The organism is Bradyrhizobium diazoefficiens (assembly GCF_016616885.1).
GTDB lineage: Bacteria > Pseudomonadota > Alphaproteobacteria > Rhizobiales > Xanthobacteraceae > Bradyrhizobium > Bradyrhizobium diazoefficiens_F.
Window position 1 is genome coordinate 1 of sequence record NZ_CP067102.1, and the last position, 25,087, is coordinate 25,087.

Annotated in this window: 18 protein-coding genes and 1 pseudogene; 12 read left to right on the plus strand and 7 right to left on the minus strand. The window is 65.0% G+C overall.

Translation table 11 applies throughout. The features are described from left to right. The 7 genes and pseudogenes from dnaA to JJC00_RS00035 all read left to right on the plus strand — a co-directional run bounded on the left by dnaA (nucleotide 1) and on the right by JJC00_RS00035 (nucleotide 10,655). Nucleotides 1–1,413 (plus strand): chromosomal replication initiator protein DnaA, encoded by a 1,413-nt coding sequence (dnaA, locus tag JJC00_RS00005; RefSeq protein ID WP_200470754.1) that lies wholly within the window; start codon nucleotides 1–3, stop codon nucleotides 1,411–1,413. A gap of 285 nt (nucleotides 1,414–1,698) precedes the next feature. Further along, on the plus strand, nucleotides 1,699–2,817 hold the full coding sequence (gene dnaN / locus JJC00_RS00010; protein ID WP_200470755.1) for a DNA polymerase III subunit beta: 1,119 nt from the start codon (nucleotides 1,699–1,701) through the stop codon (nucleotides 2,815–2,817). A gap of 99 nt (nucleotides 2,818–2,916) precedes the next feature. Then, a complete protein-coding gene (recF, locus tag JJC00_RS00015; protein WP_200470756.1) occupies nucleotides 2,917–4,053 on the plus strand; it encodes a DNA replication/repair protein RecF in 1,137 nt (378 codons plus the stop codon). Nucleotides 4,054–4,501: 448 nt separating this feature from the next. Further along, a complete protein-coding gene (gene gyrB, locus JJC00_RS00020; protein ID WP_200470757.1) occupies nucleotides 4,502–6,937 on the plus strand; it encodes a DNA topoisomerase (ATP-hydrolyzing) subunit B in 2,436 nt (811 codons plus the stop codon). A gap of 270 nt (nucleotides 6,938–7,207) precedes the next feature. Further along, on the plus strand, nucleotides 7,208–8,503 hold the full coding sequence (murA, locus tag JJC00_RS00025) for a UDP-N-acetylglucosamine 1-carboxyvinyltransferase (protein WP_200470758.1): 1,296 nt from the start codon (nucleotides 7,208–7,210) through the stop codon (nucleotides 8,501–8,503). 276 nt (nucleotides 8,504–8,779) lie between these two features. Further along, nucleotides 8,780–10,170: pseudogene (locus JJC00_RS00030) on the plus strand (MATE family efflux transporter). Further along, on the plus strand, nucleotides 10,167–10,655 hold the full coding sequence (locus JJC00_RS00035; RefSeq protein ID WP_200470759.1) for a DUF2867 domain-containing protein: 489 nt from the start codon (nucleotides 10,167–10,169) through the stop codon (nucleotides 10,653–10,655). Before JJC00_RS00030 ends, JJC00_RS00035 begins: the two are co-directional and overlap by 4 nt. Nucleotides 10,656–10,692: 37 nt before the next feature. On the opposite strand, the gene JJC00_RS00040 is transcribed toward JJC00_RS00035, so the two are convergent. Further along, nucleotides 10,693–11,079 carry a VOC family protein gene (locus JJC00_RS00040; protein WP_246774052.1) on the minus strand — a complete coding sequence of 129 codons (387 nt, stop codon included), beginning with the start codon at nucleotides 11,077–11,079 and terminating at the stop codon, nucleotides 10,693–10,695. A gap of 128 nt (nucleotides 11,080–11,207) precedes the next feature. Beyond that, nucleotides 11,208–12,323, minus strand: a complete 1,116-nt coding sequence (locus JJC00_RS00045; RefSeq protein ID WP_200470760.1) for an FUSC family protein — start codon at nucleotides 12,321–12,323, stop codon at nucleotides 11,208–11,210. 122 nt (nucleotides 12,324–12,445) lie between these two features. Here JJC00_RS00045 and JJC00_RS00050 point away from each other — a divergent pair, with 122 nt between their 5' ends. Then, nucleotides 12,446–13,816: an MmgE/PrpD family protein gene (locus JJC00_RS00050; protein ID WP_200470761.1), complete on the plus strand. Its 1,371-nt coding sequence runs from the start codon at nucleotides 12,446–12,448 to the stop codon at nucleotides 13,814–13,816. A 4-nt stretch (nucleotides 13,817–13,820) separates the two neighbouring features. On the opposite strand, the gene JJC00_RS00055 is transcribed toward JJC00_RS00050, so the two are convergent. Both JJC00_RS00055 and JJC00_RS00060 read right to left on the minus strand, forming a co-directional pair. Continuing rightward, nucleotides 13,821–15,248 (minus strand): serine hydrolase domain-containing protein, encoded by a 1,428-nt coding sequence (locus tag JJC00_RS00055; protein ID WP_200470762.1) that lies wholly within the window; start codon nucleotides 15,246–15,248, stop codon nucleotides 13,821–13,823. 146 nt (nucleotides 15,249–15,394) lie between these two features. Then, nucleotides 15,395–16,459, minus strand: a complete 1,065-nt coding sequence (locus tag JJC00_RS00060; protein WP_200470763.1) for an AraC family transcriptional regulator — start codon at nucleotides 16,457–16,459, stop codon at nucleotides 15,395–15,397. A gap of 301 nt (nucleotides 16,460–16,760) precedes the next feature. On the opposite strand from JJC00_RS00060, the gene JJC00_RS00065 reads away from it, so the two are divergent. The 3 genes from JJC00_RS00065 (at nucleotide 16,761) to JJC00_RS00075 (ending at nucleotide 21,141) form a co-directional block, all read left to right on the plus strand. Then, the gene (locus JJC00_RS00065) at nucleotides 16,761–17,678 is read left to right on the plus strand and encodes a pirin family protein (protein ID WP_200470764.1); all 918 of its coding nucleotides are present in this window, start codon (nucleotides 16,761–16,763) and stop codon (nucleotides 17,676–17,678) included. A 92-nt stretch (nucleotides 17,679–17,770) separates the two neighbouring features. Continuing rightward, nucleotides 17,771–18,685, plus strand: coding sequence for a phosphoribosylaminoimidazolesuccinocarboxamide synthase (locus JJC00_RS00070; protein ID WP_200470765.1), 915 nt, complete (start codon nucleotides 17,771–17,773; stop codon nucleotides 18,683–18,685). A gap of 239 nt (nucleotides 18,686–18,924) precedes the next feature. Continuing rightward, entirely contained in the window at nucleotides 18,925–21,141 is a 2,217-nt protein-coding gene (locus JJC00_RS00075) for an SLC26A/SulP transporter family protein (RefSeq protein WP_200470766.1), read from the plus strand. Nucleotides 21,142–21,188: 47 nt separating this feature from the next. Here JJC00_RS00075 and JJC00_RS00080 read toward each other — a convergent pair whose 3' ends face one another. Continuing rightward, a complete protein-coding gene (locus JJC00_RS00080; RefSeq protein WP_200470767.1) occupies nucleotides 21,189–22,070 on the minus strand; it encodes an NAD(P)H-binding protein in 882 nt (293 codons plus the stop codon). Nucleotides 22,071–22,188: 118 nt separating this feature from the next. Here JJC00_RS00080 and JJC00_RS00085 point away from each other — a divergent pair, with 118 nt between their 5' ends. After that, nucleotides 22,189–23,001, plus strand: a complete 813-nt coding sequence (locus tag JJC00_RS00085) for a helix-turn-helix transcriptional regulator (RefSeq protein WP_200470768.1) — start codon at nucleotides 22,189–22,191, stop codon at nucleotides 22,999–23,001. Nucleotides 23,002–23,009: 8 nt separating this feature from the next. Here the strand turns inward: JJC00_RS00085 and JJC00_RS00090 are convergent, their stop codons facing one another. Continuing rightward, nucleotides 23,010–24,503 carry an NAD-dependent succinate-semialdehyde dehydrogenase gene (locus JJC00_RS00090; RefSeq protein WP_200470769.1) on the minus strand — a complete coding sequence of 498 codons (1,494 nt, stop codon included), beginning with the start codon at nucleotides 24,501–24,503 and terminating at the stop codon, nucleotides 23,010–23,012. Nucleotides 24,504–24,615: 112 nt separating this feature from the next. Next, complete coding sequence (locus tag JJC00_RS00095) at nucleotides 24,616–24,936, minus strand: hypothetical protein (RefSeq protein ID WP_200470770.1); 321 nt, start codon at nucleotides 24,934–24,936, stop codon at nucleotides 24,616–24,618. Between the last annotated feature and the right edge of the window lie 151 nt (nucleotides 24,937–25,087).

Sequence of the window (25,087 nt, forward strand, 5' to 3'; positions counted from 1 at the left end):
ATGACGACATCGGAACAGGATCGCTGGTCACGCGTGAAGAGTCGGCTGCGCTCGAACGTTGGCGAAGACGTCTATACGAGCTGGTTTGCGCGCATGGATCTCGAAGGCGTGCAGGATGAGAGCGTGCGGCTCTCGGTGCCGACCCGCTTCCTGAAGAGCTGGATCCAGGCCCATTATGCCGAGCGCGTGCTGTCGTGCTGGCAGGCCGAGATGCCGGAAGTGCATCGCATCGACCTCACCGTTCGCTCTGCGGTGCGCCCGGTGGTGCAGCCGAAGGAAGCCCCGGCACAGGTCGAGACGCGCCGCGCGCCGGCGCCCGAGCTGCGCTCGACCGCGACCGCGCCGGTCTCGGCCAATCATGATGCGCTCGGCGGCTCGCCGCTCGATCCGCGCCTGACCTTTGCGAGCTTCGTCGTCGGCCGCTCCAACACGCTGGCGCATGCCGCCGCGCGTCAGGTCGCCGAAGGTCGCCGCGGCGACCCCGTGATGTTCAACCCGCTCTACATCCATGCCGGCGTCGGCCTCGGCAAGACACATCTGCTCCAGGCGGTGACCTGGGCCGGCAATTCCGGCAATGAGCGCAAGGTGCTTTATCTCACCGCGGAAAAATTCATGTACGGCTTCGTCGCCGCGCTGAAGACGCAGACGGCGCTCGCCTTCAAGGAAGCGCTGCGCGGCATCGACGTGCTCGTCATCGACGATCTCCAGTTCCTGCAGGGCAAGTCGACGCAGGCCGAGTTCTGTCACACGCTCAACGCGCTGATCGATGCCGGCCGCCAGGTCGTGATCGCGGCCGACCGTCCGCCATCCGATCTCGAAAGCCTGGATGATCGCGTCCGCTCGCGCCTCGCTGGCGGCCTCGTGGTCGAGATGGGCTCGCTCGGCGAAGAGCTGCGCCACGGCATTCTCAAGTCGCGCGTCGCAGCCGCCCGCACCCATCATGCGACCTTCGAGGTGCCGGAGGAGGTGCTGACCTATCTGGCCCGCGCCATCACCCATAACGGCCGCGACCTCGAAGGCGCGATCAACCGTCTGCTGGCGCATTCCAAGCTCAACAACCGGCCGGTGACGCTGGAAATGGCGGAGCACGAGGTGCGCGACCTGATCCGGCCGCAGGAGCCGAAGCGGATCAAGATCGAGGACATCCAGCGCGTGGTGGCACGGCAGTATAATGTCAGCCGCTCCGACCTCCTGTCCTCGCGCCGGACCGCCAATGTGGTGCGTCCACGCCAGGTGGCGATGTACCTCGCCAAGACGCTGACCTTGCGCTCGCTCCCCGAAATCGGCCGCCGCTTCGGTGGCCGCGACCACACCACGGTGCTGCACGCCGTGCGCAAGATCGAGGCACTGGTTTCCAAGGACAATGCGCTGTCCGAGGAGGTCGAGTCGCTCAAGCGCCAGCTGCAGGAATAAACGCCTAGGCGTTCCCTCTCCCACCTCCCGCCGCCCGGGCCATGCCCTGGGCGGCGGTCTTCGTTTGCCCGGACGGGCGGCCTGGATTTCTGGCTGTAAATCGTGGGGAACCAGCGCTCAATCCCTTGAAACGGATGGCTTTCCGCGCCACCTTGCGCGACCCTGACGGCTTTGGTCATATCGGCTGGATGATCCGGTCTTTCGGGGTCTTCGGTGCCGTGGCGCGCTTCCCGCCGCCCGGCTCTCTCAACGATGTGTTCTCTTGGGGATCGGGCGAGTAGTGCAATGAAGGTTACGGTCGAACGCGCGCAACTCCTGAAATCGCTGGGCCATGTCCACCGCGTGGTCGAGCGCCGCAACACGATTCCGATCCTGGGCAACGTGCTGGTCCGCGCCGAGAACGCGAAATTGTCGCTGAAGGCGACCGACCTCGACCTCGAGGTGACAGAGACGCTGGCGGCGGAAACCGCCACGGCCGGCTCCACCACCGTGCCGGCGCACATGTTCTACGACATCGTGCGCAAGCTGCCGGACGGCTCGCAGATCGTGCTGGAAGCCGACGGCGACCGCGCCGTGCTGGCGATCCGCGCCGGCCGCTCGCGCTTCACGCTGCAGACCCTGCCGGAGAACGATTTCCCGGATCTCGCCACCGGCGATCTGTCGCACGCGTTCAACCTCGCCGCCAAGGACGTCAAGCGGCTGATCGACCGCACCCAGTTCGCGATCTCGACCGAAGAGACGCGCTATTATCTCAACGGCATCTATCTTCACGCCGCCGGCACGGCGACAGCCGCGACCTTGCGCGGCGTCGCCACCGACGGCCACCGCCTCGCCCAGCTCGACCTGGTCCAGCCCAAGGGCGCCGAGGGCATGCCGGGCGTGATCGTGCCGCGCAAGACCGTCGGCGAGGTGCAGCGCCTGATCGAGGACAACGAGGCCGAGGTCACGATCGAGCTGTCGCAGGCAAAAATCCGCTTCACCATCGGCAATGTGGTGCTGACCTCGAAGCTGATCGACGGCACCTTCCCCGATTACGGCCGCGTCATTCCGCAAGGCAACGACAAGGAGCTCGTGGTCGACAAGAAGGATTTCGAGAACGCGGTCGACCGCGTCTCGACGATCTCGAGCGAGCGCGGCCGCGCGGTGAAATTGTCGCTGTCGCCGGGCAAGCTGGTGCTGTCGGTAACCAATCCGGACTCCGGCAGCGCCACCGAAGAGATCGAGGTCGAATACGCCTCCGACGCGCTCGATATCGGCTTCAACTCCCGCTATTTGCTCGACATCGCCGCCCAGATCGAAGGCGACGTCGCCACGCTGAAGCTCGCCGACCCCGGCTCGCCGACCCTGGTGCAAGACCGCGACGACAAGAGCGCGCTGTATGTGCTGATGCCGATGCGGGTGTGAGGGGCTACCGGCCTCTCCACGCATTGACTACATCTGTCATGGCCGGGCATAGCCGTCCGAAGAGCGGCGCCGCTAACGCGCGCCCATGACGAAGAACTGATGACCCCCTCCCGCATTCATCGCCTGACGCTGACGCATTTTCGCAATTATCGGGCGGCGGGGCTCGAGACGACGGCTGACATGGTGGCGCTGGTCGGGCCGAACGGGGCGGGCAAGACCAATTGCATCGAGGCGATCTCGTTCCTATCGCCGGGGCGGGGCTTGAGGCGCGCCACGCTCGAGGACGTCGCCGACAACCAGGGCGATGGTTCCTGGGCCGTGTCGGCGCAGGTCGAGGGCGCGCTGGGACTTGCCACGCTCGGCACCGGCATCGAGCCGCCGGGCGCAGATAGCCCGGTCAGCCGGCGCGTCCGCATCGACCGCGAGCCGGTGAATTCGGCGGCCGCTTTCGGCGACCATATCCGCATGGTGTGGCTGACGCCGGCGATGGACGGGCTGTTCATGGGCGCGGCTTCCGAGCGGCGGCGCTTCTTCGACCGCCTGGTGCTCGCGCTCGACAGCGAGCATTCCAGCCGCATCAACGCGCTCGAACGTTCGCTGCGGTCGCGCAATCGCCTGCTCGAGACGCGCAATTACGACGACCATTGGTGTGACGCGATCGAACGCGAGACCGCCGAGCTCGCGGTCGCGGTCGCCGCAACGCGCGGCCAGACCGCGGCACGCCTGACCGGCATGCTCAACGCGCGCGCACAGCAATCCGCATTTCCCTCCGCTCAAATTGCGCTCGACGGCTGGATGGAGAATGCGTTGCTGACCGAGACCGCGACGTCGGTCGAGGATCGCTACCGCCAGATCCTGCGTGACAACCGCCCTCGCGACGCCATCGCCGGCCGCACCACCGACGGCCCGCATCTCACCGATCTCCAGGTGATTTACGCGCCGAAGAGCATGCCGGCGCGCGACGCCTCGACCGGCGAGCAGAAGGCGCTGCTGATCGGGCTGGTGCTGGCGCATGCAACGCTGGTCGCCGAGATGACCGGCATCGTGCCGCTGCTCTTGCTCGACGAGGTCGTCGCCCATCTCGACCCGAACCGCCGCGCCGCGCTGTTCGACGAGCTGCGCAAGCTCGGCGCGCAGGTGTGGCTGACCGGCGCGGACCCGGCCGCCTTTGCCGAGATCGGCGCCGGCGGCGAGGTGTTTGACGTCGAGAGCGGACGCGTTTCCGCCCGACGCTAGGCGTCGTCATTGAACCTGCCTTGTTCAGGTCGCGACTAGCTCAATGAGGCCGCGCCGGCGGTGTCGCAGCCGTTGCAATCGCGCAATCGAAACGCGCGACATCCTTGGAGAGAGACCATGACGACGGTAAGGCACGGGGCGAAAGTCTCGGCACGATGGCGGCTGTCCGTGTGCGGCCTCGCACTCTTCCGAAACAGCGCTCCGGAACGCCTTGCCCGCCCCCGCAAAATCCACGCCTTTGGAGCCTGAAAACACCCCTCGAATCGGGCTTTTCGCGAGCTCCAAAACCGGCCTTCGCGCGGCTTGAAAACCGGCCAAAAAACCCTATCTGCTCAAAGGGTTGCTAGAGGACACTTTGCGCTAGGCGCAACCCCTCTTTCATGGCACAAATAGCATCCAATCAGCGCCTTTTGCGCGGCTGATTCGGACGACATCTCGAAGGCCTCTCATGACAGAACCTGCTCGGCAGACGCCTGCCGAAAACGAGCCCTCAAATCCGAGCGATTACGGGGCGGAATCGATCCGCGTGCTCAAGGGGCTCGATGCCGTCCGCAAGCGTCCGGGCATGTATATCGGCGACACCGATGACGGCTCGGGCCTGCACCACATGGTCTACGAGGTCGTCGACAACGCGATCGACGAAGCGCTGGCGGGCCACGCCTCGCGCGTCGACGTCGTGCTCAACGCCGACAATTCCGTCACCGTGCGCGACGACGGCCGCGGCATTCCGGTCGACATCCACAAGGGCGAAGGCATTTCGGCGGCCGAGGTCATCATGACCCAGCTCCATGCCGGCGGAAAATTCGACCAGAACTCCTACAAGGTTTCCGGCGGCCTGCACGGCGTCGGCGTCTCCGTCGTCAACGCGCTGTCGAGCAAGCTGGGCTTGCGCATCTGGCGCGATGACAAGGAGCACTACATCGAGTTCGCCCATGGCGATGCCGTTGCACCGCTGAAGGTCGTCGGCGATGCGCCGGGCCGGCGCGGCACCGAGGTGACGTTCCAGGCCTCGACCGAAACCTTCAAGAACATCGAGTATGATTTCGCCACGCTGGAGCACCGGCTGCGCGAGCTTGCCTTCCTCAATTCCGGCGTCAACATCGCGCTCTCCGACATGCGTCATGCGGTCGAGAAGCGCGAGGAGATGCACTATTCCGGCGGCGTCGAGGAATTCGTCAAATATCTCGACCGCAACAAAAAGGCGATCGTGCCGGCACCGATCATGGTGCGCGCAGAGGCCAATGGCATCGGCGTCGAGGCCGCATTGTGGTGGAACGACAGCTACCATGAGAACGTGCTGTGCTTCACCAACAACATCCCGCAGCGTGACGGCGGCACCCATCTCGCCGGCTTCCGGGGCGCGCTGACACGCCAGGTCAACGGCTATGCCGAGGCTAATGCGAAAAGGGAAAAGATCGCGCTGACCGGCGACGACTGCCGTGAAGGCCTCACCGCCGTACTCTCGGTGAAGGTGCCCGACCCGAAATTCTCGTCGCAGACCAAGGACAAGCTGGTGTCCTCGGAAGTGCGCCCCGTGGTCGAGAACGTCCTCAACGAGGCGCTCCAGGCCTGGTTCGAGGAGCATCCCTCGGAAGCCAAGATGATCGTCGGCAAGGTGATCCAGGCCGCCGCCGCCCGCGAAGCGGCGCGAAAAGCGCGCGAGCTCACGCGCAAGAGCCCGCTGTCGGTCTCCTCGCTGCCCGGCAAGCTCGCCGACTGCCAGGAAAAGGATCCGGCCAAGTCCGAACTCTTCATCGTCGAGGGTGACTCGGCAGGCGGCAGCGCCAAGCAGGGCCGCAACCGCGAATTCCAGGCGGTGCTGCCGCTGCGCGGCAAGATCCTCAACGTGGAACGCGTGCGCCCCGACAAGATGCTGGGAAGCGAGCAGATCGGCACGCTGATCACCGCGCTCGGCACCGGCATCAGCGACGAGTTCTCGATCGAGAAGCTGCGCTATCACAAGATCATCGTGATGACGGACGCCGACGTCGACGGCGCCCACATCCGCACGCTGCTGCTGACATTCTTCTACAGGCAGATGCGCGACATCATCGACGGCGGCTATCTCTATATCGCGCAGCCGCCGCTTTATAAGGTCAACCGTGGCAAGTCCGAGCAGTATCTGAAGGACGAGCGGGCGCTGGAAGACTATCTGATCGACACCGGGCTCGACGACTGCGTGTTCATTCCCGGCAACGGCGGCGATCGCACCGGCCGCGATTTGCGTTCACTGGTCGACGACGCCCGCGTCGTCCGCAGCATCCTGCGCAACCTCCACAGCCGCTACAATCGCAAGGTGATCGAGCAGGCCGCCATCACCGGCGTGCTCAACAAGGCGATCTACGGCGATCCTGGGAAGGCCGCAGCAGCGGCGCAATACATCGCCGGTCGGCTGGACAACCAGGCCGAGGAGGTCGAGCGCGGCTGGGGCGGTCAGTACGTGGAAGGTCAGGGCTTCCTGTTCGAGCGCACGGTGCGCGGCGTCAAGGAAGTCGCCTTGATCGACGACGCTTTCCTGGGTTCGGTCGAAGCCCGCAAGCTCGACGAGTACACGGTGAAGCTCCAGGACGTTTATGCCCGCCCCGGCAATCTGCGGCGCAAGGACGTGGAGCACATGGTCTACGGGCCGGTTGATTTGTTCGAGGCCGTCACCGACGCGGGCCGCAAGGGCGTTGCGCTACAGCGCTACAAAGGGCTGGGCGAGATGAACCCGGAACAGCTCTGGGAGACGACGCTGGATGTCAATGCGCGCTCACTGCTCCAGGTGAAGGTCAAGGAGGTCGACGAGGCCGACGACATCTTCACCAAGCTGATGGGCGACGTCGTCGAGCCGCGCCGCGACTTCATCCAAGAACATTCGCTCAGCGCGACGATCGATATCTGAGGCTTGCTGCGCCTCTCCCGCTTGCGGGAGAGGCCGCCGCGCTCGCAGAGCGCGGCGGGTGAGGGCTTTCTTCTCGCGGGGATATTCGCCGTAGATTTCGATAATCCCACTGCGGAGAGACCCTCTCCCCAGCCCTCCCCCGCAAGCGAGGGAGGGAGCGCACCTCCTTCGTGGCAGCCAGCAAGCCCGAATTGCTACCGCGCCCAATTCTCGGTAGTTTCCGCCTCCAAAGCAGCCCCGCCCCCACACCAAAGACAGCGAGAAATCTCAGTGGCGCCCATCCAATACATCGTCGAGGGCGGTCAGCGGCTCTCGGGCTCGATTGAGCCGGCCGGCAACAAGAACTCGGCGCTGCCGATCATCGCGGCCGCGCTGCTCACCGAGCATCCGGTGACGCTGGAGAACGTGCCGCGGATCCGCGACACCGAGACGCTGGTCGAGCTGATCCGCTCGGTCGGCGCGTCGGCCGAATGGACCGCCCGCAACACGCTTCACATCCACGCCAAGAGCATTCGCGCCGCCGATCTCGATCCCGAGCTCTGCGTCCGCATCCGCGCCTCGATCCTGCTCGCGGGCCCTCTGCTCGCGCGTTGCGGCGAGGTGATGCTGCCGCCGCCCGGCGGCGACGTCATCGGCCGGCGCCGGCTCGACACCCATGTGCTCGCGCTGGAGCAGTTAGGAGCCAAAGTCACGGCAACCGACCGCCTCGAATTCCGTGCGCCAAAACTCACCGGTGCCGACGTGTTCCTGGACGAGCCGAGCGTCACTGCGACCGAGAACGCGCTGGTCGCGGCGGTTGCCGCCGACGGCGTCACCCATCTACGCAACGTGGCCTCCGAGCCGCATGTGCAGGACCTCGCCAATTTCCTGGTCGCGCTCGGTGCGAAGATCGAGGGCATCGGCACCAACACCATGATCGTGCATGGACCGGCGACGCTGGGGGAAACGACCTACAGGATTCAGCCCGACCATATCGAGGTCGGCTCGCTGATCGGCCTTTCCGCCGTGACGCGCTCGCCCTTGCGCGTCGTGCGCGCCGGCGTCGAGCATCTGCGCTCGATCCGCATGGGTTTCGAGCGGCTCGGCATCGTCTGCCGCGTCGAGGGCGACGACCTCATCGTGCCGTCGAACCAGACGCTGAAGATCCAGGATGACTTTGGCGGCCACGTGCCGAAGCTGGAGGACCAGCCCTGGCCGGCCTTCCCGGCCGATCTGATGTCGATCGCGATCGTCACCGCCACGCAGTGCGAAGGCGTGATCCTGATGTTCGAGAAGATGTTCGAATCGCGGATGTTCTTCGTCGACAAGCTGATCGGGATGGGCGCGCGCATCGTGCTGTGCGATCCGCATCGCGCCATCATCGCAGGCCCCAGCCGGCTGCATGGCGCGACGCTGAGCTCGCCCGACATCCGCGCCGGCATGGCGATGCTGCTCGCCGCGGTCTGCGCCGAGGGCACCTCCACCATCAACAACGCCGACCAGATCGAGCGTGGCTATGAGCGTATCGACGAAAGGCTCAACGCACTGGGTGCGAAGATCCGGCGCGTGCCGGAACGGAAGGGGTGAGGTTCTTTCCTTCCTTCTCCCCTTGTGGGGGAAGGTGGCGCGCTTAGCGGGGCATCTCTCCGCGACCACAGTATCGTAGGGTGGGCAAAGCCACCGGGTCGCGCGAATGCGCGCCCGATGACAGGCTCCGCGTGCCCACCGCTTTTGTTGCGGAGTTGGGTAGATGGTGGGCACGGCGCAAGTGCGCCTTTGCCCACTCTACGATTCTGCGCGCTGCGCCGCGTCGAGGACACGAGAGCCATGTTTTCGACGTGCGGCCGTGCTATTGACGCCGCCATGCTCGACACTGTCCAACCTCATCCGCCGCCGCAAACCGGCGTGCCGCAAAGCCATCTCGCGCAAGAGTTCGTCGAGACGCTGCGGCTGGCCGTGCCGATGATGCTGACGCAGCTCGGGCAGATCGCGATGATCACGAGCGATCTCGTCCTGATCGGAAGGCTCGGCGAGGATGCGGTCGCCGCTGCGGCACTTGCGCACACCGTCTATTTCGTCAGCTTCACCTTCGGGCTTGGATTGATGGCTGCGGTGTCGCCGCTGGCGGCCCAAGCGTTCGGCGCCGGCGACGTCAGACGCATCCGCCTTTCCTTGCGCGTCGGCCTGTGGGTCGCGCTGCTGATCTCGCTGCCGATGATGGCCTCGCCGCTCTACGGCGAGCACATACTGATGGCGCTCGGGCAGGCGCCGCATTCGGCCGCGCTCGCGCAACGCTACCTGAACGGCCTCGCCTGGGGCATCGCGCCGGCACTCGGCTTCATCGCGCTGCGCAGCATGATGAGCGCCGTGAACCGGCCGCGCCGCTGTGGATCACGCTCGCGGCGATCCCGGCGAATTTCGCGCTGGTCTACTGCCTGATTCATGGCCTGTTCGGCCTGCCGGAGCTCGGTCTGTTCGGCGCGGGGCTGGCGACGACGCTCGTCAATCTCGGCACCTTCATCGCCGCGCTCGTCATCGCGGCGTGGCGCAAGCCGTTCGCCGACTATCATCCGCTGGCCCATCTGTGGCGGATCGACTGGCCCTTGATGCGGCAGCTGATCGCGATCGGCGCGCCGATCTCGTTCTCGCTCCTGCTGGAATACGGTCTGTTCTCTTCGGCCGCGCTGTTGATGGGGCTGATCTCGACCACCGCGTTGGCCGCGCACCAGATCGCGCTCCAGGTCACGGCCGTTCTGTTCATGGTCCCGCTCGGCATCGGCATGGCCGCGACGGTGCGGGTCGGCCATGCCTTCGGCCGTAACGAGCCGGCCGGCGTCCGGCGCGCGGGCCTCGTCGCAGCGGTGCTCGGGATCGCGTTCGTCGCAGGCCTGACGGTTGCCATCATCCTCGGCCGCTATGAGCTCGGGCGGCTGTTCTTCGGCCGCAGCGAGGCCAGCGCGCCGACCGTCGAGCTGACCGCAGCACTTTTGCTGGTCGGCGCAACCTTCTTCATCGCCGATGCACTGCAGACCATCATGGGCGGTGCGCTGCGCGGCATCAATGACACAAGGATGACACTGGCGTTCGCGGCGATCGGCTATTGGTGCGTCGGCTTCCCCATTGCCTGGGCGCTGGCTTTCCACGCCGGCCTCGGCGCTGTCGGCGTCTGGACCGGACTATCGATCGGATCGTTCGTCTATGCCGGCCTATTGATCTTGCGCTTCCGGATGCTGACGCGCAGACTGTCGGGATGACAGGACCCGTTCGCGAAATCACCCCTGATGTCGATGCCGGCACGGTGCTATCAGGCGCCCAGTTCATCGACGCGTTTCGTGTGAAGGTCGGCACGACGCAATTGAGTGCCCGCGAGGCCTGCACCCGAATGATGCTGCACGGGCCACGCTGGATCGATGCGCTGACGCGCTTGCGCAACATCCTGGTGAAACCCTTGGGACTGAAGACATCGGGCGAAGGTGCTCCGGCTCCGCACGGGATGATCGGGCTGTTTCCAGTGCTGAGCGAAACACCGGAGCGGCTGATCGCCGGTTTTGACGACTACCATCTCGATTTCCGCGTCGTGGTTGACGTCGCCGGCGACGCGGCGGACCGGCGGGTGACATTGACGACGTTGGTGCGGACCAACAATCTGCTCGGGCGCGCCTATCTCACGCTGATCGTACCGTTCCACAAGCTCGTGGCCCGCAGCATGATGGGAGACATCGCGGAGCCGGCGCGATGACGAGCATGAACTTCCGCACAGGCGACGCGATCGTCCGTCAAGTCCGCACCGGCTGCCCGATCCCCAGCAAGTTGCCTTCGCTATCGCGGAACCAGACGCCTCGCTCACCAATGCCCTTGCTGGGATAATTCCCGGCAATGTCCGCAATTCCGTCGACCGTCTTTAAGCCGGGCAGGTCGTACTCCTCGAACTTGACTCCCCGGGCGCGAAGCTCACGCACGGTTGCCTCGATATCCTCGACCTCCCAACCCATCTGCGTGTGCGTGCCGGATTGCATTCCGGCTGAGACGAATAGCGCAAACTCGCCGCCGGCGCAGACATAGCGGAGTCCGCCCGCACGCTCTTCAACCGGCTCCAGTCCAAGTTTCTCGGAGTAAAACGCTCGCGCGCGGTTCAGGTCTTTGGCCGGAAGCCGGGTTGCCACCTTCGCGTTCCCTAGCATGCTCTCACCTTTCTTCGTTAAGCTCGTTTCCGTCTCTTGCGGGCACTGGACGTTGCCGAATGTGTGGGACGTGCTGTCGGAGGCCAGTTTATCCGAGTACACGCCCTGCGTTACTCCGCCACGCGCACAGACTTGTCGGCTACGGCCTCCGACCATTCGCCGACAACGCGGTCGAGATCGCAGAGATTCTGGTGCATCTGCTCCAGCGAGAAGCCGAGCGCGAAGAAGCGCTCCGCGGTGTCGCCGGGATGGCCGCGGATCAATCCATCCTGGCGCACCGCCGCGACCGCCTCGGAATAGTGCTGAAGCGCGACGTGCACGGGATGGATCGGCGGCGCGCCGCCGCCCTCGCGCAAGGCTTCGGCCGCGGATTTGAGGAAGCGCAGGATCGCCGCGCTGACTTCCGCCAGCGGGCCGGCGAGCCTGACCTGCACCTCGACCGGCAGCGGCACCACGGTGGCGCGGCCGATCATCACGACGTCGTGGCGCAGCCGCAGAATCGTGCGCAGCAGCGGACCGGTGTCGGGACCGCTCGACAGCCGCGCTGAACGCTCGCGCTCGGCCTCCGCACCGATCGCATTCATGCCCACCATGGCAGTGCCGATGCCGTCCTGGATCCGGTGCAGCGCATCGTTGTCGCGGCCGCGGGTGAGGCCGGCGAGCAGTTCGGAAAACGCCTCCGCGATCAGCTCGAGCAGCTTCGCCGCGCTGGCGCGGATCTGCCGCACCGCGCGCGACGGCAGCACCAGGAACGAGACCAAGAGCCCGGTGATGGCGCCGACGGAGACCTCGCTGACGCGGTCGATCGCCGAGGCCATGGGATCGGCATGATGCATGCTCGGAAGCACGAGCACGATCACGGCCGTCACCGTTGCAGAGCTCAGGTTCGGATAGATCGCAGCGACAAAGGCAAGCGGCGCGACGGCTAGCACCAGCAAGCCCAGAAGACCCAGTTCGCCGGAATAGGGAATCAGGATTGCGATCGCGCCACCATAGATCGCGCCGCCTATCGTGCCGAGCATGTAGTCGCGCGTCGCTTTGAGCGAGCGCCCGACACTCATCTGGGTCACGATGATGGAGGTGAGGACCGCCCAGAGCGGCAACAACAGGTGCAGAGCGGTAGCAAGTGCATAGGCCCCGGTAGCCGCCACCGTGACCCGAACCGCCAGCCCCAATTGCGTTTTTCGCGACCAGACCCGGTCGAACAGCTGTCTTGCGAGTGCCATCGTCAATCGTCCTGGTCCAGTCCTCGTAACCGGCCAAAAGCATAGCTGATGCCCGCGGCCCCAGGGCCGCTTGAAAGGCAAAATCACCCCGCCTAATTTGCCGGCCAAAACGAGGAAACACGATGGCTCACGAAACCGCAACGCTCGCCGCCTATGTCGCCAACCTGAAATTCGCCGATATTCCGGCGGAGGTGCTGGATCGCGCCAAGGTGCTGACGCTGGATTTCCTCGGCAGCGCCATCCGGGCGCGGCGTGAGGCGGAATCGACCCCGTCGATCCTGAAGATGCTGGAAGCGCTCGCGCTCGACACCAAGGGCGACTCCACCGTGTTCGGCGATGCCAAGACCTGGACACCGGCGGTGGCCGCCCTGCTCAACGGGGCGCTCGGCCATTCCCTCGATTTCGACGATACGCACGCGGATTCCTCGCTGCATCCGAGCGCGCCGGTGGTTCCGGCTGCGTTTGCCGTCGGCGAGATGGTCAGTGCCTCCGGGCGCGACGTGCTGACCGCGATCGTCGCGGGCTATGAGGTCTGCTGCCGGCTCGGCAACGCGCTCGATCCGACCTCGCATTATGCGCGCGGCTTCCATCCGACCGCGACCGCCGGCACCTATGGCGCGGCCGCGGCGGCGGCAAAACTGTTCGGTCTGTCCGAGACGCAGATCATCGCCGCCTTCGGCGTCGCCGGCAGCCAGGCCGCGGGCTCGCTGCAATTTCTGATGAACGGTGCCTGGAACAAGCGTTATCAGGTCGGCGCCGCCGCGATGAACGGCGTGATCGCCGCGACGCTGGCGCGCAACGATTTCGTCGGCGCGACGGAATCTGTCGAGGGCAAGCACGGCCTGCTCACCGGGTACACCGACGACCCCCATCCCGACAAGGCGGTGGCCGGGCTCGGCAAGACCTACGAGACCATGAAGATCGGCGTGAAGCCTTATCCGAGCTGCCGCTACACCCATGCCGCGATCGATGCGCTGATCGCGATGCGGCGCGAGCACAATCTGACGCCCGACCAGATCAAGCGCGTCGAGATCGGGTTGCACCGCAACGGCATCACGCTGACCGGCGATGCCGCCACCAAGCGGCATCCGACCTCGATCGTCGGCGGCCAGTTCTCGATGTTCTTCACCGGTGCGCTCGCGCTCGACCAGGGCTCGTTCGGCTGGGACGACTACAACCGCTTGGGCGACGCCGCGATCGACGCGCTCGCCGACAAATTCGACGTCGTCCAGGATGACCGGCTCGAGGTCGGCCGCACCCACCCGTTCGGCGCCCGCGTCAGCATCACCACCGATGATGGCGTGCATGAGCGACTCTATGCTGATCCCTCGGGCGAGCCGACCTCGTTCCCAGATGCGCAGGCGATGCAGCAGAAATTTCTGACGCTGGCGCGGCCCGTGCTGAACGCGCGGGCCGACAAGTTCGCCGATGCGATCATGACGCTGGAGCGGTTCGATCGCGTGGCGAATGCGACGGAGCTGGGGCGCCAGTAGCCGCTTAATTCGCCCCCGCGAGCTTCCCCTTCTCGTGCGTTGTCGCAACGACATCTCGGACAAGATCGAATACGCCATCGGCCTGCGGCGGCACGTTTGGTGAGCGGCCGAGGCGCACGATCACCAGGCGCTCTGACGGGATGATGATCGTGTACTGGCCGATCGTGCCCTTGGCGAAGAAGGCGTCGCGCGGCCAGCCGTGGTCGACGCGAAATTTTGCGCCAAAGCTGTCGCCCTGGTTGGTCCAGAAGCCGGCGCCGATGCCGACCCAGGCATTTGGCGTCGCTGTCGCCGAATAATTCACCCAGCCTTCGGGCAGGATGCGCTTGCCGCCGGCGATTCCGTCATTGAGATAGAGCTGGCCGAAGCGCGCCCAGTCGCGCGCAGATGCGAGCATCTTGCTGGAGCCCTCGATCGTGCCGGCGCCGTCGAGCTGGAGCGTGACGTGGCGCATGCCGAGCGGCGCGAACAACTCGCGGTGCGCAAAGCGCAGTGCATCCTCGGGTTTGCCGCCGGCGGCATTGCGGATCAGATGCGCGAGCATGATGGTGTTGCCGTCGTGATAATTCCACACCGTGCCCGGCGCGGTCGCGAGCGGCACGGTTTCGGCATAGGCGGCCATGTCGTCCTCGGCGAATTTCATGACATTGACCGGCTCGAGCGCGGAGCCGAGCGAGGCCTGCAACGAGCTTCCGAGCGCGATGCCTGCGGTGTGACGCAGCAACTGATCGACGGTGATGGCATGACGCGGATCATCAGGATTTTGCCAGGCGGCAATTGGCGCCGGCCCGTCGAGCTTCAACTTGCCCTGGCGCACGAGAATGCCTGTCAGCGCCGACATCACCGACTTCGTCATGGAGAAGCCGAGCAGCTGCGTCTCCGGCCCGACGCCATCGGCATAGCGCTCGGCGATGATGCGGCCGGCCTTCATGACGACGATCGCGCGGGTGCGCCGATAGGGCGGCCGCGCGGGCTCGGTGAAGGCACGGTCGAGCGCGGCGGACAGTCCCTCGCTTTGCGGCGGCACGAGCCCCGGGCCGGCGATCTCGGGGAGCAACGCGGGCTGCTTGTCATCGGATGGCAACGCCACGTCAGCAAACGCGGCGCCGTGCTCGAGCGTACAGCCGAGCCCCTCGCGATAGACCGCATGGCTGCGGCCAATGCCGAACAGCGTCACCGTGACATCCTTGCGGGCGCGATCGACCTGAAAATCCATCGCCCAGGTCAGGAGGCCCACGCCCGGCATCGCATCGGTGGTCTCGGCGAGGTTGCGGCTGGGATCGAGGCCGGAGACGAACGTCTCCGCGCAGAGCGTGTCGGCGATGAATCCGGTGGCAACCTTCGGCACATCGCGGGCCCGCGCTACGCCGAGCGCGAGACCGGCACAGGCGATGGCGGTGGTGAGGAGGATGATCTTGCGGCGGCGGGTCACGGGCTTTCTCCGGCTTCGGGGCGTATGCCGAGAGGAAGCCGGATGCGAGCGATCCACGCTCGCCGGATTTGGAAATCCGCCTCGTCGAAACTGATCGGGGTTAGCCGATTCCAAAATTATCCTGTGATTTCAATAGCCTAAAAAATCTAGACCGCGTCGGCGTTGAGCCGCCGATATTCCGTCGGCGTCACGCCGGTCACCGCCTTGAAGGCGCGGTTGAAGGGGCCGAGCGACTGGAAGCCGGCATCCATCGCGATGGTGATGACGGGAACTTCGGCCTGCGACGGATCGGCCAACGCCGCCTTGGCTTCCTCGATCCGGTGGTTGTTGAGAAAGACATTGAAGTTGCGGTAGCCCAGCCGCTGGTTGATCAGCCGCCGCAGCCGGTATTCGGGGATTCCGAGCTTTGTGGCGAGCGTGCCGATGCTGATATTGTCGTGGCGATAGATGCGCTCGTCGGCCATCAGCCGCATCAGCGCATCGACCAGTTTCTGATCCGCGCTGGAATCCCCGGCAACGGCGGTCGGGGCGGGAAGGTTTGCCGCGGCTTCGACGGGCGCCGGAAACAGATCCGCGGCATTGACCTGCATCATCGCATAGCAGATCGCGGCGACGATACCGGCGAGAACGACCGCGTTCGCGACATTGGCGATCGCGGCGTTATCCCTGCCCCATATCGATATCTGCAGCAGCACATTGACGCCGCCATAGAGCAAGGCTGCGCTGACGATGAAAACCCGCAAATTACGCCGGCGCTCGACCAGATCGGCCGACCAGGAGGTCATGGTCTGGGCTATCGCCAGCACGATAAAGCAAAGCGCCAGCAGATTGACCGCGATAATAGCCGGCCGGCCGTGGACCGCCGGGGCGATCCACAGGCAACTGACAAAACTGTAGGCCGAGACCGCCGCCCAGATCAGCGCGTGCCACCAGCGCGGCACGAATGAATCGTCGAGCAACGCGCGCGTGAACAGCCACAGCACCACGGCATCGCCAGTCGACAGCGCGATCAGCGGCGCACGCCATATCGAAACCGGCGCGGTCGAGCCGATCTCCGAGGTGACGGCGTGCGCGATCGTCCCCAGCGCCAGCGCGATGGTGAGGCGTCCCGCCACGCTATGGCGGAAGTCGCGCAATAGCGAGGCCGCCAGCATCAGCAGCAGGGCCACGGTCGCGGCACGCAGGGCAAGTTCCGTTGCGGCAAATGTCATCGGGCGATGCGATCGGTCGCGGTTGCAATCAGCCGAACATCGTTCGTTGCGCCGGCTTTTTCAAGGACCATCCGTGCAGCAGGGTTAGCGGCGTCTCATTCTCCGCTGTCATCGCCCGGGCGATCCAGTACGCCGAGACGGCAGTGATTGAACCGATGGGCTGCGGCGTACTGGATGCCCCGCCTTCGCGGAGCATGACAGCGGAGCGGGGCATGACAGCGGAGCATGAGATCGGCCTTTGTCGCGACGACAATGCAAAATCCTGCTACGATCGGCCCAAGAAATTTAGAAGGAGTCCACCATGAGCTGGCAGCCCTCCAACGATCCCGTGCTCGGCGATCCCATGTCCTGCGACGCGCTCGATCTCGTCATCGTGCCGCGCACCCGCGATCTCGGCGACGGATTCGCAGTGCGGCGCGCGCTGCCGCATGGGAAGCGGCAGATGGTCGGGCCGTTCATCTTCTTCGATCATTTCGGCCCGGTGCAGTTCGTCTCCGGCAAGGGCATGGACGTGCGGCCCCATCCGCATATCGGGCTTGCCACCGTCACCTATCTGTTCGACGGGTCCATCATGCATCGCGACAGCGAGGGCAACGTGCAGGAGATCGCGCCCGGCGCAATGAACTTGATGACGGCCGGGCGCGGCATCGCGCATTCCGAGCGCACGCCGGATGCGCAGCGCGCCTCGGGCCAGCAGATGCTCGGCCTGCAAAGCTGGATCGCGCTGCCGGCCGGCTCCGAAGAGATCGATCCCTCGTTCCAGCATTATGCGGCGGGCGATCTGCCGATGATCTCCGAGCGCGATTTTACCGCGCGGGTGATCGCCGGATCCACCTTCGGCATCACCTCACCGGTGAAAATGGTCTCGCCCTGGTTCTACACCGAGGTTACGGCGGTCGCCCGCGCAACCGTGCCGCTCGACCCTGACCATGAGGAGCGCGCGATCTACATCGTCGAGGGCGAGGTCGAGATCGCGAACGAACGTTACGAAGGGCCGCGGCTCCTGATCTTCCGCCCCGGCGACCGCATCACGGTGAAGGCGCTCAAGGCGACGCGGATGATGTTTCTCGGCGGCGATGCTTTGGAAGGCCCGCGCCACATCTGGTGGAATTTCGTCTCCTCCAGCAAGGAGCGGATCGAGCAGGCCAAGCAGGACTGGAAAACCGGCCGCTTCGCCGCGGTTCCGCAGGAACATGAGTTCATTCCGCTGCCGGAATAGGCTAATCCGGTTTTCGGCCGTGCCATCAGGCGCGGCCGGATGTCCTGTCTTGAAGCCTTCTGCCCGAAAGCCAAGTCTACGAAAGCCTTGCGATGACCACGATGCTCTCCAGCGACCTGCCCCTGACCAAGATCGGGCGCGGCAAGGTGCGCGATATCTACGCCGTCGACGACGACCGCCTGCTGCTCCTCACCACCGACCGCATCAGCGCCTTCGACGTCGTGATGGGCGAGACCATCCCGATGAAGGGCGCGGTGCTGACCCAGATCAGCGCGTTCTGGTTCAACAAGCTCGAAGGCGTGGTGCCGCATCACATGATCAGCGCCGACACCGACGAGATCATCGCAGCCGTGCCGGCGCTGAAACCGCATCGCGGCGAGATTCTCGGCCGCTCGATGCTGTCCCGCCGCACCACCGTGTTTCCGATCGAATGCGTGATCCGCGGCTATCTCTCGGGCTCGGCCTGGAAGGAATATGCTGGCTCCGGCACGCTGGCCGGCGAAAAGCTGAAAGCCGGCCTCGTCGAGAGCGAGAAGCTCGAGCCGTCGATCTTCAGCCCGGCGACCAAGGCCGAGACCGGCCATGACGAGAACATCACCATCGCCAAGATGCGCGAGGTCGTCGGCGACGAGGTCGCCTACACGCTCGAGATCATGACGCGGGCGATCTACACGCTCGGCGAGGAGTTGGCGCGCGAGCAGGGCATCATCATCGCCGACACCAAGTTCGAGTTCGGCCGCGACAAGGACGGCCGCATCATCCTGATCGACGAAGTCATGACGCCGGATTCGTCGCGCTTCTGGGCGGTCGATGCCTACAAGCCCGGCCAGCCGCAGGCGAGTTTCGACAAGCAGCCGCTGCGCGACTATCTCGACGTCGAGCGTCGCGCCGGCCGCTGGAACGGCGACGCCCCGCCGCCGCCGCTGCCGGCGAGCGTGGTGGATGCAACCAGCAAGCGGTATCTGGAAGCGTATCGGCGGGTGACGGGGACAGAGCTGAAGATTTAGCCGCGCTGTTGCCACTCGCTCTGTCATCGCCCGGCTTGACCGGGCGCCCAGTATTCCAGAGGCACCAATGGAATACGGAGAGGCTGCGGGGTACTGGATTCCCCGCTTTCGCGGGAATGACAGCGGTGGGGCGCCGCAGCAAAACTGTCGGATACTTCATATTTGCAAGAATTCTGTTGCGCTAGGCTCGCAGTCGTCTACCTCTCCGGACAGGTATTTTCATGAGCGAGTGTCACGGCGTGACAGACCCTGCAATTGGCTTCGAACCGGTCACCGGGGTCAGCCCGTCCGTCAAGCGTGCGCTGAATGATATGCTGGGGGGAGGTGCCGCGAGCATCCTCACCCTGACGTTCGGATTGTCCTATTCGCTGCTGATCTTCACCGGCCCGCTCTCGCCCTATCTGTCTTACGGCATCGCGGCGACCTTCATCAGCTCGGCGGTGCTTGCCGCCGTGATCGGGCTCGGCAGCTCCCTGCCTTTCGCAATCGCCGCTCCGGACAGCTCGACCGCCGCCGTAACAGGAATTCTGGCGGCCTCGCTGGTCGAGCACATCGAATCGGCCAATCTATCGGCACCGCTGCTCTCGCCGGTCATGATCACGCTCGGCCTGTCGACCGTGCTGACAGGGATCGTGCTGTGCGGACTGGGCCTGACGCGGATGGGCCGCGCCATCCGCTACGTACCCTATCCCGTGGTCGGCGGCTTCCTCGGTGCCACCGGACTTCTTATCGCCCTCGGTGCGATCAGGGTCATCACCAATACCCCGGTGCAATTCGCGACCCTGCCGCGCTTCGCCAACGGCACAACGCTTCTGGAGCTCGGCGCCGCCTGCGCCATGGCGCTGGTGCTGTATCTGACCTGGCATCGCTCGCGCAATCCATTCGGTCTGCCGATCATCCTGGTCGGCGGCGTGATCACGGCACATCTGGCATTCTGGATCTCGGGCGTCTCGCTCGACCAGGCCCATTCCCTGGGCTGGACGTTTCAGCCGCCGCCGCAGGCCGCGTTCATGCTGCCCTGGCACACCGGCGAGCTCGCCCAATATCCCTGGTTTGCCGTGCCGGACCTGCTCGGCAATCTCGTCGCCGTCATCTTCGTCACGGCGTCGAGCACGCTGTTCAACACCACCGGCATCGAGGTCGCCGCGCACCGCGAAGCCAATCTGGAGCGCGAGCTGAACGTCACGGGGGCCGCCAACATCCTCACCGGCGTGCTCGGCGGCTACACCGGCTGCAGCTCGATCAGCCGCTCGATGCTCAACCTCTCCAGCGGCGGCCGCGGGCGGCTGTCGGGTCTCACCGCCTCGGCACTGTCCCTGCTGATGCTCGCGATCGCGCCCGAGCTGCTCGGCTTCATTCCGAAATTCGTGCTCGGCGGCCTGCTGCTCTATCTCGGTGCCGACCAGCTGCACAAATGGATCATCGAGTCGCGCAAGCGGCTATCGAAGCTTGAATATCTGTCGCTGGTCGCCATCATCGTCATCATCGTGGCTTGGGGCTTCGTGCCCGGCATTCTGATCGGCGTGATCATCGGCTGCGCGACCTTTGCGTTCAGCGCGGCGCGGGTCGAATCGATCAAGTACAGTTTTGACGGCTCCGAATATCGCTCCTCGCTCGATCGCTCGCGCGACGACCAGGAGGTGCTGCTGGCCCATGGCGGCAAGATCCAGGGCCTCAATCTCCAGAGCTATCTGTTCTTCGGCTCCGCCAACCGGCTCTACCAGCATGTCAAACAGCTGCTCCAGGAGCGCCCGGAGTGCCGCTACCTGCTGTTCGACTTCAAGCTCGTCACCGGCGTCGACTCCTCGGCCGCTTACAGCTTCGCCCAGATCAAGCGCAGCGCGGCCGATCTCGGCGTCGAGCTCATCCTGGTGCATCTGCCGGCCGCAGCCGAGAAGGTGCTGCGCTCCAGCGATTTCGTCGGCGAAGGCGTCACCATCATCGGCGAGCTCGATCACGCGCTGGAATGGTGCGAGAACGAGCTGATCTCGCAGCATCAGGGACTGGCGCAGGAAACGGCCAGCCTGCGAGATTGGTTCACGGGGATTCTCGACAGCGAGGACGACGCCGACGAGCTGATCCGCCGCTGCCAGCGCATTGAGGTCGAAGCCGGCGAGGTCATCGTGCAGGCCGGCGATTCCGCCGATTCCATGCATTTTATTCTCGACGGCCGCGTCGGCATCATGGTCCCCGCCGACGACGACCGTACCACGCGCGTGCGCAGCCTCGGCCGCTATACCACCATCGGCGAGATGGGCCTGGTGTCACAGACCCCGCGCAGCGCCACCATCCAGGCCGAGGTCGACAGCGTGCTCTACGTGCTGAACACGCACCAGTTCGACGCGATCCGGCAAGAAGACCCCGCACTCAGCCACAAGCTGCTGACGTACTTCGTGTCGGTGATGGCCGAGCGGCTGACGTTTGCCAATCGGACGATCGCGGTGTTGAGGCGGTAGGAGACACGCGGGCCTTCTACCGACACTGCCGCATCCGTGTCTGTCAACTACGACAGGGTGTCACGAATCATCGTGTCCAGGCTGGTCGCGGTGACCCCCAGCAGTTTCTCCGTCTCGCTGGCGTCGAGCAGAAGCGGCTTTTCGAACAGATAGGCCATCTCGATCCCTTCGCTGAAGCCGATACCTTCCAGATCGGCCGCGGTGAGGCGAGACAGATTCGGAACATCGATCTTCAGCGCGACCGCAAATCTTCGCACCAGTTCGCGCACAGACGCTGACTGCGACGGTACATGAAAGGCGCGGCCCCATTCTCCGGTGAAGCGTGACGCTGCGACCAGCGTCTTCGCGGTATCCTTGGTGAAGGACCAGGCATGCGCGACGTCGGGATCGCCGAGGAACGATACCGGCTCGCTCTTGAGCAGCGATGGCAGGGCCAGCAGCGAGAAATACGCGACCGCACCCTTGCCCAGATAGTCGCTTGCGCGGACCTCGATGGCGGGAACGCTCGATCGCAGTGCGCGCTGCCACATGATGTGCCGGGTGGTACCCTTTCGGCTGGTCGGGTCCGGCTCCAGGTCCGGAGTAAGAGGGCTCACAGCTCCCGCGCCATAGCCATAGACATTCCCGACCACGAGCAGCTTCGCGCCAACCTGCTCGGCCGCCTTGACCGTTCCGTCCATGATCGGAAAGAAGTCGGTTGGCCATCGATGGTAGGCCGCCATGGCGCACATGAAGATCGCATCCGCGCCCTTGGCTAATCCGGCCAGCTGCGCAGCGTCAGTGGCATCCGACGAAACCGTGCGCACATCTCCAGCATCGAGCGACCCGGCATTCCTGCTCGTCAGGATGACGCTGTGCTCTTCCTCTGCCAGAAGGCGAGCCGTCTCGCGTCCGACAGGACCGGCTCCGACAATCACGTAATGACTCACCTTGCATCCTCATTTGCCACGAAACGAGAGATGAATTCTTGACGCCTGAGCCGTTGAAAATCGCGCACGATGCGCCAAATATCGATCACGTTCCGCCAAGCACCGGAGGGTCCGGACGATGCATGCGAGATCGAGTTCGGCGCCCACATCGACTGGCAGCACCGCTGCGGCCAGGCGAATCGAGCCCGATTCCGTCGCACTGGAGCCGATCGGCGATCACCGGATCATCATCCACCTTAGCCCTGCGACGCGCTCACTTTGTCTCGAGACCGGGGCGCCGTACTTGCGTCAGGCCGGCGATATCGATGTGATCCCGTCCGGTGCCTCCGGCGGGTTCGTCGCGGAAACGCCCTACCAATCGCTTCAGATCCGGCTCGCACCGAGCATGCTGGATCATGCGGCCGCCAGGAGTCGACAATTGGCGGCCGCCCGGCTCACGCATCATCATATGCTGCGGAATGATCGCATCATTTTGCTCGGACAAGCTCTCGAAAGCGACGTGAAAGCCGGCTCGCCAAGCGGCCCCTTGTTTGCCGAAAACGTTGGAATGGCCCTGGCGGTCGAGTTGCTCAGCCTTGCGAATGATCCGCCGGCGCAGGCCATTCGCCTCTCGGACGCGCAACTTCAGAGAGTTCTGGCCTATATCGATGCAAATCTCGACCAGCCGCTCACGATCGACATTCTCTGCCGCGAGGCCGGCGTCAGCAGCTCACATCTGCGGACCTGGTTCAAAGCGGCCATGGACGTCACGATTCATCGCTACATCCTGAGAAGAAAGGTGGAGCACGCACGGCAGCTACTCCTCCAAGGCGATCGCAAGCTCAGCGATATCGCCTTGGAAGCAGGCTTTTCCCATCAATCTCACTTGGCCAAATGGATGCGCCGCGAGTTCGGGCGCAGTCCTGGTCAGTTGCGTCGAAGCAAGAACTGATTGGGGCCTCACACCCCCGCCATCATCACGTATTTGATCTCGACATATTCTTCCATGCCATGACGTGAGCCTTCACGCCCCAGGCCGCTTTCCTTGACGCCGCCGAAGGGCGCGACCTCCGTCGTGATGAGACCGGTGTTGACGCCGACCATGCCGGACTCCAGCGCTTCGGCGACGCGCCAGACGCGGCCGAGATCGCGGGAATAGAAGTACGAGGCGAGACCAAACGGCGAGGCGTTGCACATCGCGATCACGTCGGCCTCGTCCTTGAAGCGGATCACCGCCGCGAGCGGGCCGAAGGTCTCCTCCTGCGACACCAGCGAATCCGGCTTCACATCGGCCAGCACCGTCGGCTCGAAGAAGGAACGTCCAAGCTCGCTGCGCTTGCCGCCGGTCACGACCTTGGCGCCGCGCTTGACGGCGTCCGCAACGTGGCGCTCGACCTTGTCGATCGCCTTCATGTTGATCAGCGGCCCCTGGGTGACGCCGCTCTCGGTACCATCGCCGATCTTCATCGCCGCGACCTTGGCCGACAGCTTCTTGACGAACTCGTCGTAGATCTTGTCCTGGGCATAGAGACGGTTGGCGCAGACGCAGGTCTGGCCCATGTTGCGGTATTTCGAAACGATCGCGCCCTCGACCGCCGCGTCGATGTCGGCATCGTCGAACACCACGAACGGCGCGTTGCCGCCGAGCTCGAGGCCGAGCCGCTTCACGCCGACGGAAGCCTGCTGGTAGAGAATCTTGCCGACCGCGGTCGAGCCGGTGAAGCCGACGAAGCGCACCGCCGGATGCTCGCACAGCACCTTGCCGATCGGCGGCGCATCACCGGTGATGATGTTGAGCACGCCCTTGGGGATACCGGCCTTCTCGGCGAGCACGGCCAGCGCCAGGGCCGAGAGCGGCGTCTCGTTGGCGGGCTTCAGCACCACGGTGCAGCCCGCGGCCAGCGCCGGCGACACCTTGCGCGTGATCATCGAGTTCGGAAAATTCCACGGCGTAATCGCGCCGCAGACGCCGATCGGCTGCTTGATCGCCAGCAGCCGCGCATCGGGTCGCTGCGTCGGGATGGTCTCGCCATAGACGCGGCGCGCTTCCTCGGCGAAGAACTCGATATAGGCGGCGCCGATGTCGACCTCGCCGAGCGCTTCCGACAGCGGCTTGCCCTGCTCGGAGGTGAGGATCAGCGCGAGATCCTCGCGGTTGGCGGTGATCAGCTCGAACCATCTGCGCAAAATGTTGGAGCGCTGCTTGGCGGTATGCTTGGCCCAGGCCGGAAACGCGCGCTGGGCGGCTTCGACGGCCTTGGTGGTATCGTCCGCACCGAGCTGTGGGACCTTTGCGATCTCGACACCGGTCGCGGGATTGTTCACGGCAAAGACCGGCGTGCCGACCCAGGCGCCGTCGATATAGCAGGCCTCCTTCAGGAGCGACGGGTCCTTCAACCGGTCACGCAGGGTGGCGGTGGCGTGCTGGGCGCGTGCGGCGGTGGTCGGAGTCATGGCATTACTCCCTGGAGGGCTTTCAGGTTCGCCCGGAATATAGGGACATCAGGTGCGCTATGCACCGTCCCGCAACGCACATCTGCCGGGAGTTAAGCTGGGAGCGGCGTGATTACGCCGCGCCGCTCATATAGGTCTCGCGCCGGCCGATCATGCGCTCGGCGGCGGCCTTGGCGTCGGCCTTCGAGGAGGTCGCGCAAGTGCGATATTCGAGATCGGGCGCGTCCGAGGTGTCGCGGCGGCCGAACCAGGATTTCGAACCGACCGGCAATAGCGCCAGCGACTGCGCCAGATTGTCAACCGCGCCGAAGGAATAGAGTGCGCCGGTGCCGGCGATGCGGACCTCGTAAATACCTGGCGAAATCGGCGCTTCCAGATTGTCGCCCCGTCCGGGACGGGGATAGCGCTTCCATTCGCTCCAGGTCGAAATCATCTTAGGCCCCCTCGCGGCCGGTGGGCGGCCGCCAAATTTGCTTCAAGTCTTAACGTCAACCGCCGATCAGCCCGCAAGCCGAGCGCCGCAACGCACAAAATGTTTCAAGTGCTTCAAACACTCGAAACATATCGCCTGAGCCGATCCGCGG

Excerpts from the sequence above, each read along its gene's own strand:
- dnaA (WP_200470754.1), top strand. The coding sequence starts at position 1 with ATGACGACATCGGAACAGGATCGCTGGTCACGCGTGAAGAGTCGGCTG.
- dnaN (WP_200470755.1), top strand. The coding sequence starts at position 1,699 with ATGAAGGTTACGGTCGAACGCGCGCAACTCCTGAAATCGCTGGGCCAT.
- recF (WP_200470756.1), top strand. The coding sequence starts at position 2,917 with ATGACCCCCTCCCGCATTCATCGCCTGACGCTGACGCATTTTCGCAAT.
- gyrB (WP_200470757.1), top strand. The coding sequence starts at position 4,502 with ATGACAGAACCTGCTCGGCAGACGCCTGCCGAAAACGAGCCCTCAAAT.
- JJC00_RS00035 (WP_200470759.1), top strand. The coding sequence starts at position 10,167 with ATGACAGGACCCGTTCGCGAAATCACCCCTGATGTCGATGCCGGCACG.
- JJC00_RS00045 (WP_200470760.1), bottom strand. The coding sequence starts at position 12,323 with ATGGCACTCGCAAGACAGCTGTTCGACCGGGTCTGGTCGCGAAAAACG.
- JJC00_RS00050 (WP_200470761.1), top strand. The coding sequence starts at position 12,446 with ATGGCTCACGAAACCGCAACGCTCGCCGCCTATGTCGCCAACCTGAAA.
- JJC00_RS00060 (WP_200470763.1), bottom strand. The coding sequence starts at position 16,459 with ATGACATTTGCCGCAACGGAACTTGCCCTGCGTGCCGCGACCGTGGCC.
- JJC00_RS00065 (WP_200470764.1), top strand. The coding sequence starts at position 16,761 with ATGAGCTGGCAGCCCTCCAACGATCCCGTGCTCGGCGATCCCATGTCC.
- JJC00_RS00070 (WP_200470765.1), top strand. The coding sequence starts at position 17,771 with ATGACCACGATGCTCTCCAGCGACCTGCCCCTGACCAAGATCGGGCGC.
- JJC00_RS00085 (WP_200470768.1), top strand. The coding sequence starts at position 22,189 with ATGCATGCGAGATCGAGTTCGGCGCCCACATCGACTGGCAGCACCGCT.
- JJC00_RS00090 (WP_200470769.1), bottom strand. The coding sequence starts at position 24,503 with ATGACTCCGACCACCGCCGCACGCGCCCAGCACGCCACCGCCACCCTG.
- JJC00_RS00095 (WP_200470770.1), bottom strand. The coding sequence starts at position 24,936 with ATGATTTCGACCTGGAGCGAATGGAAGCGCTATCCCCGTCCCGGACGG.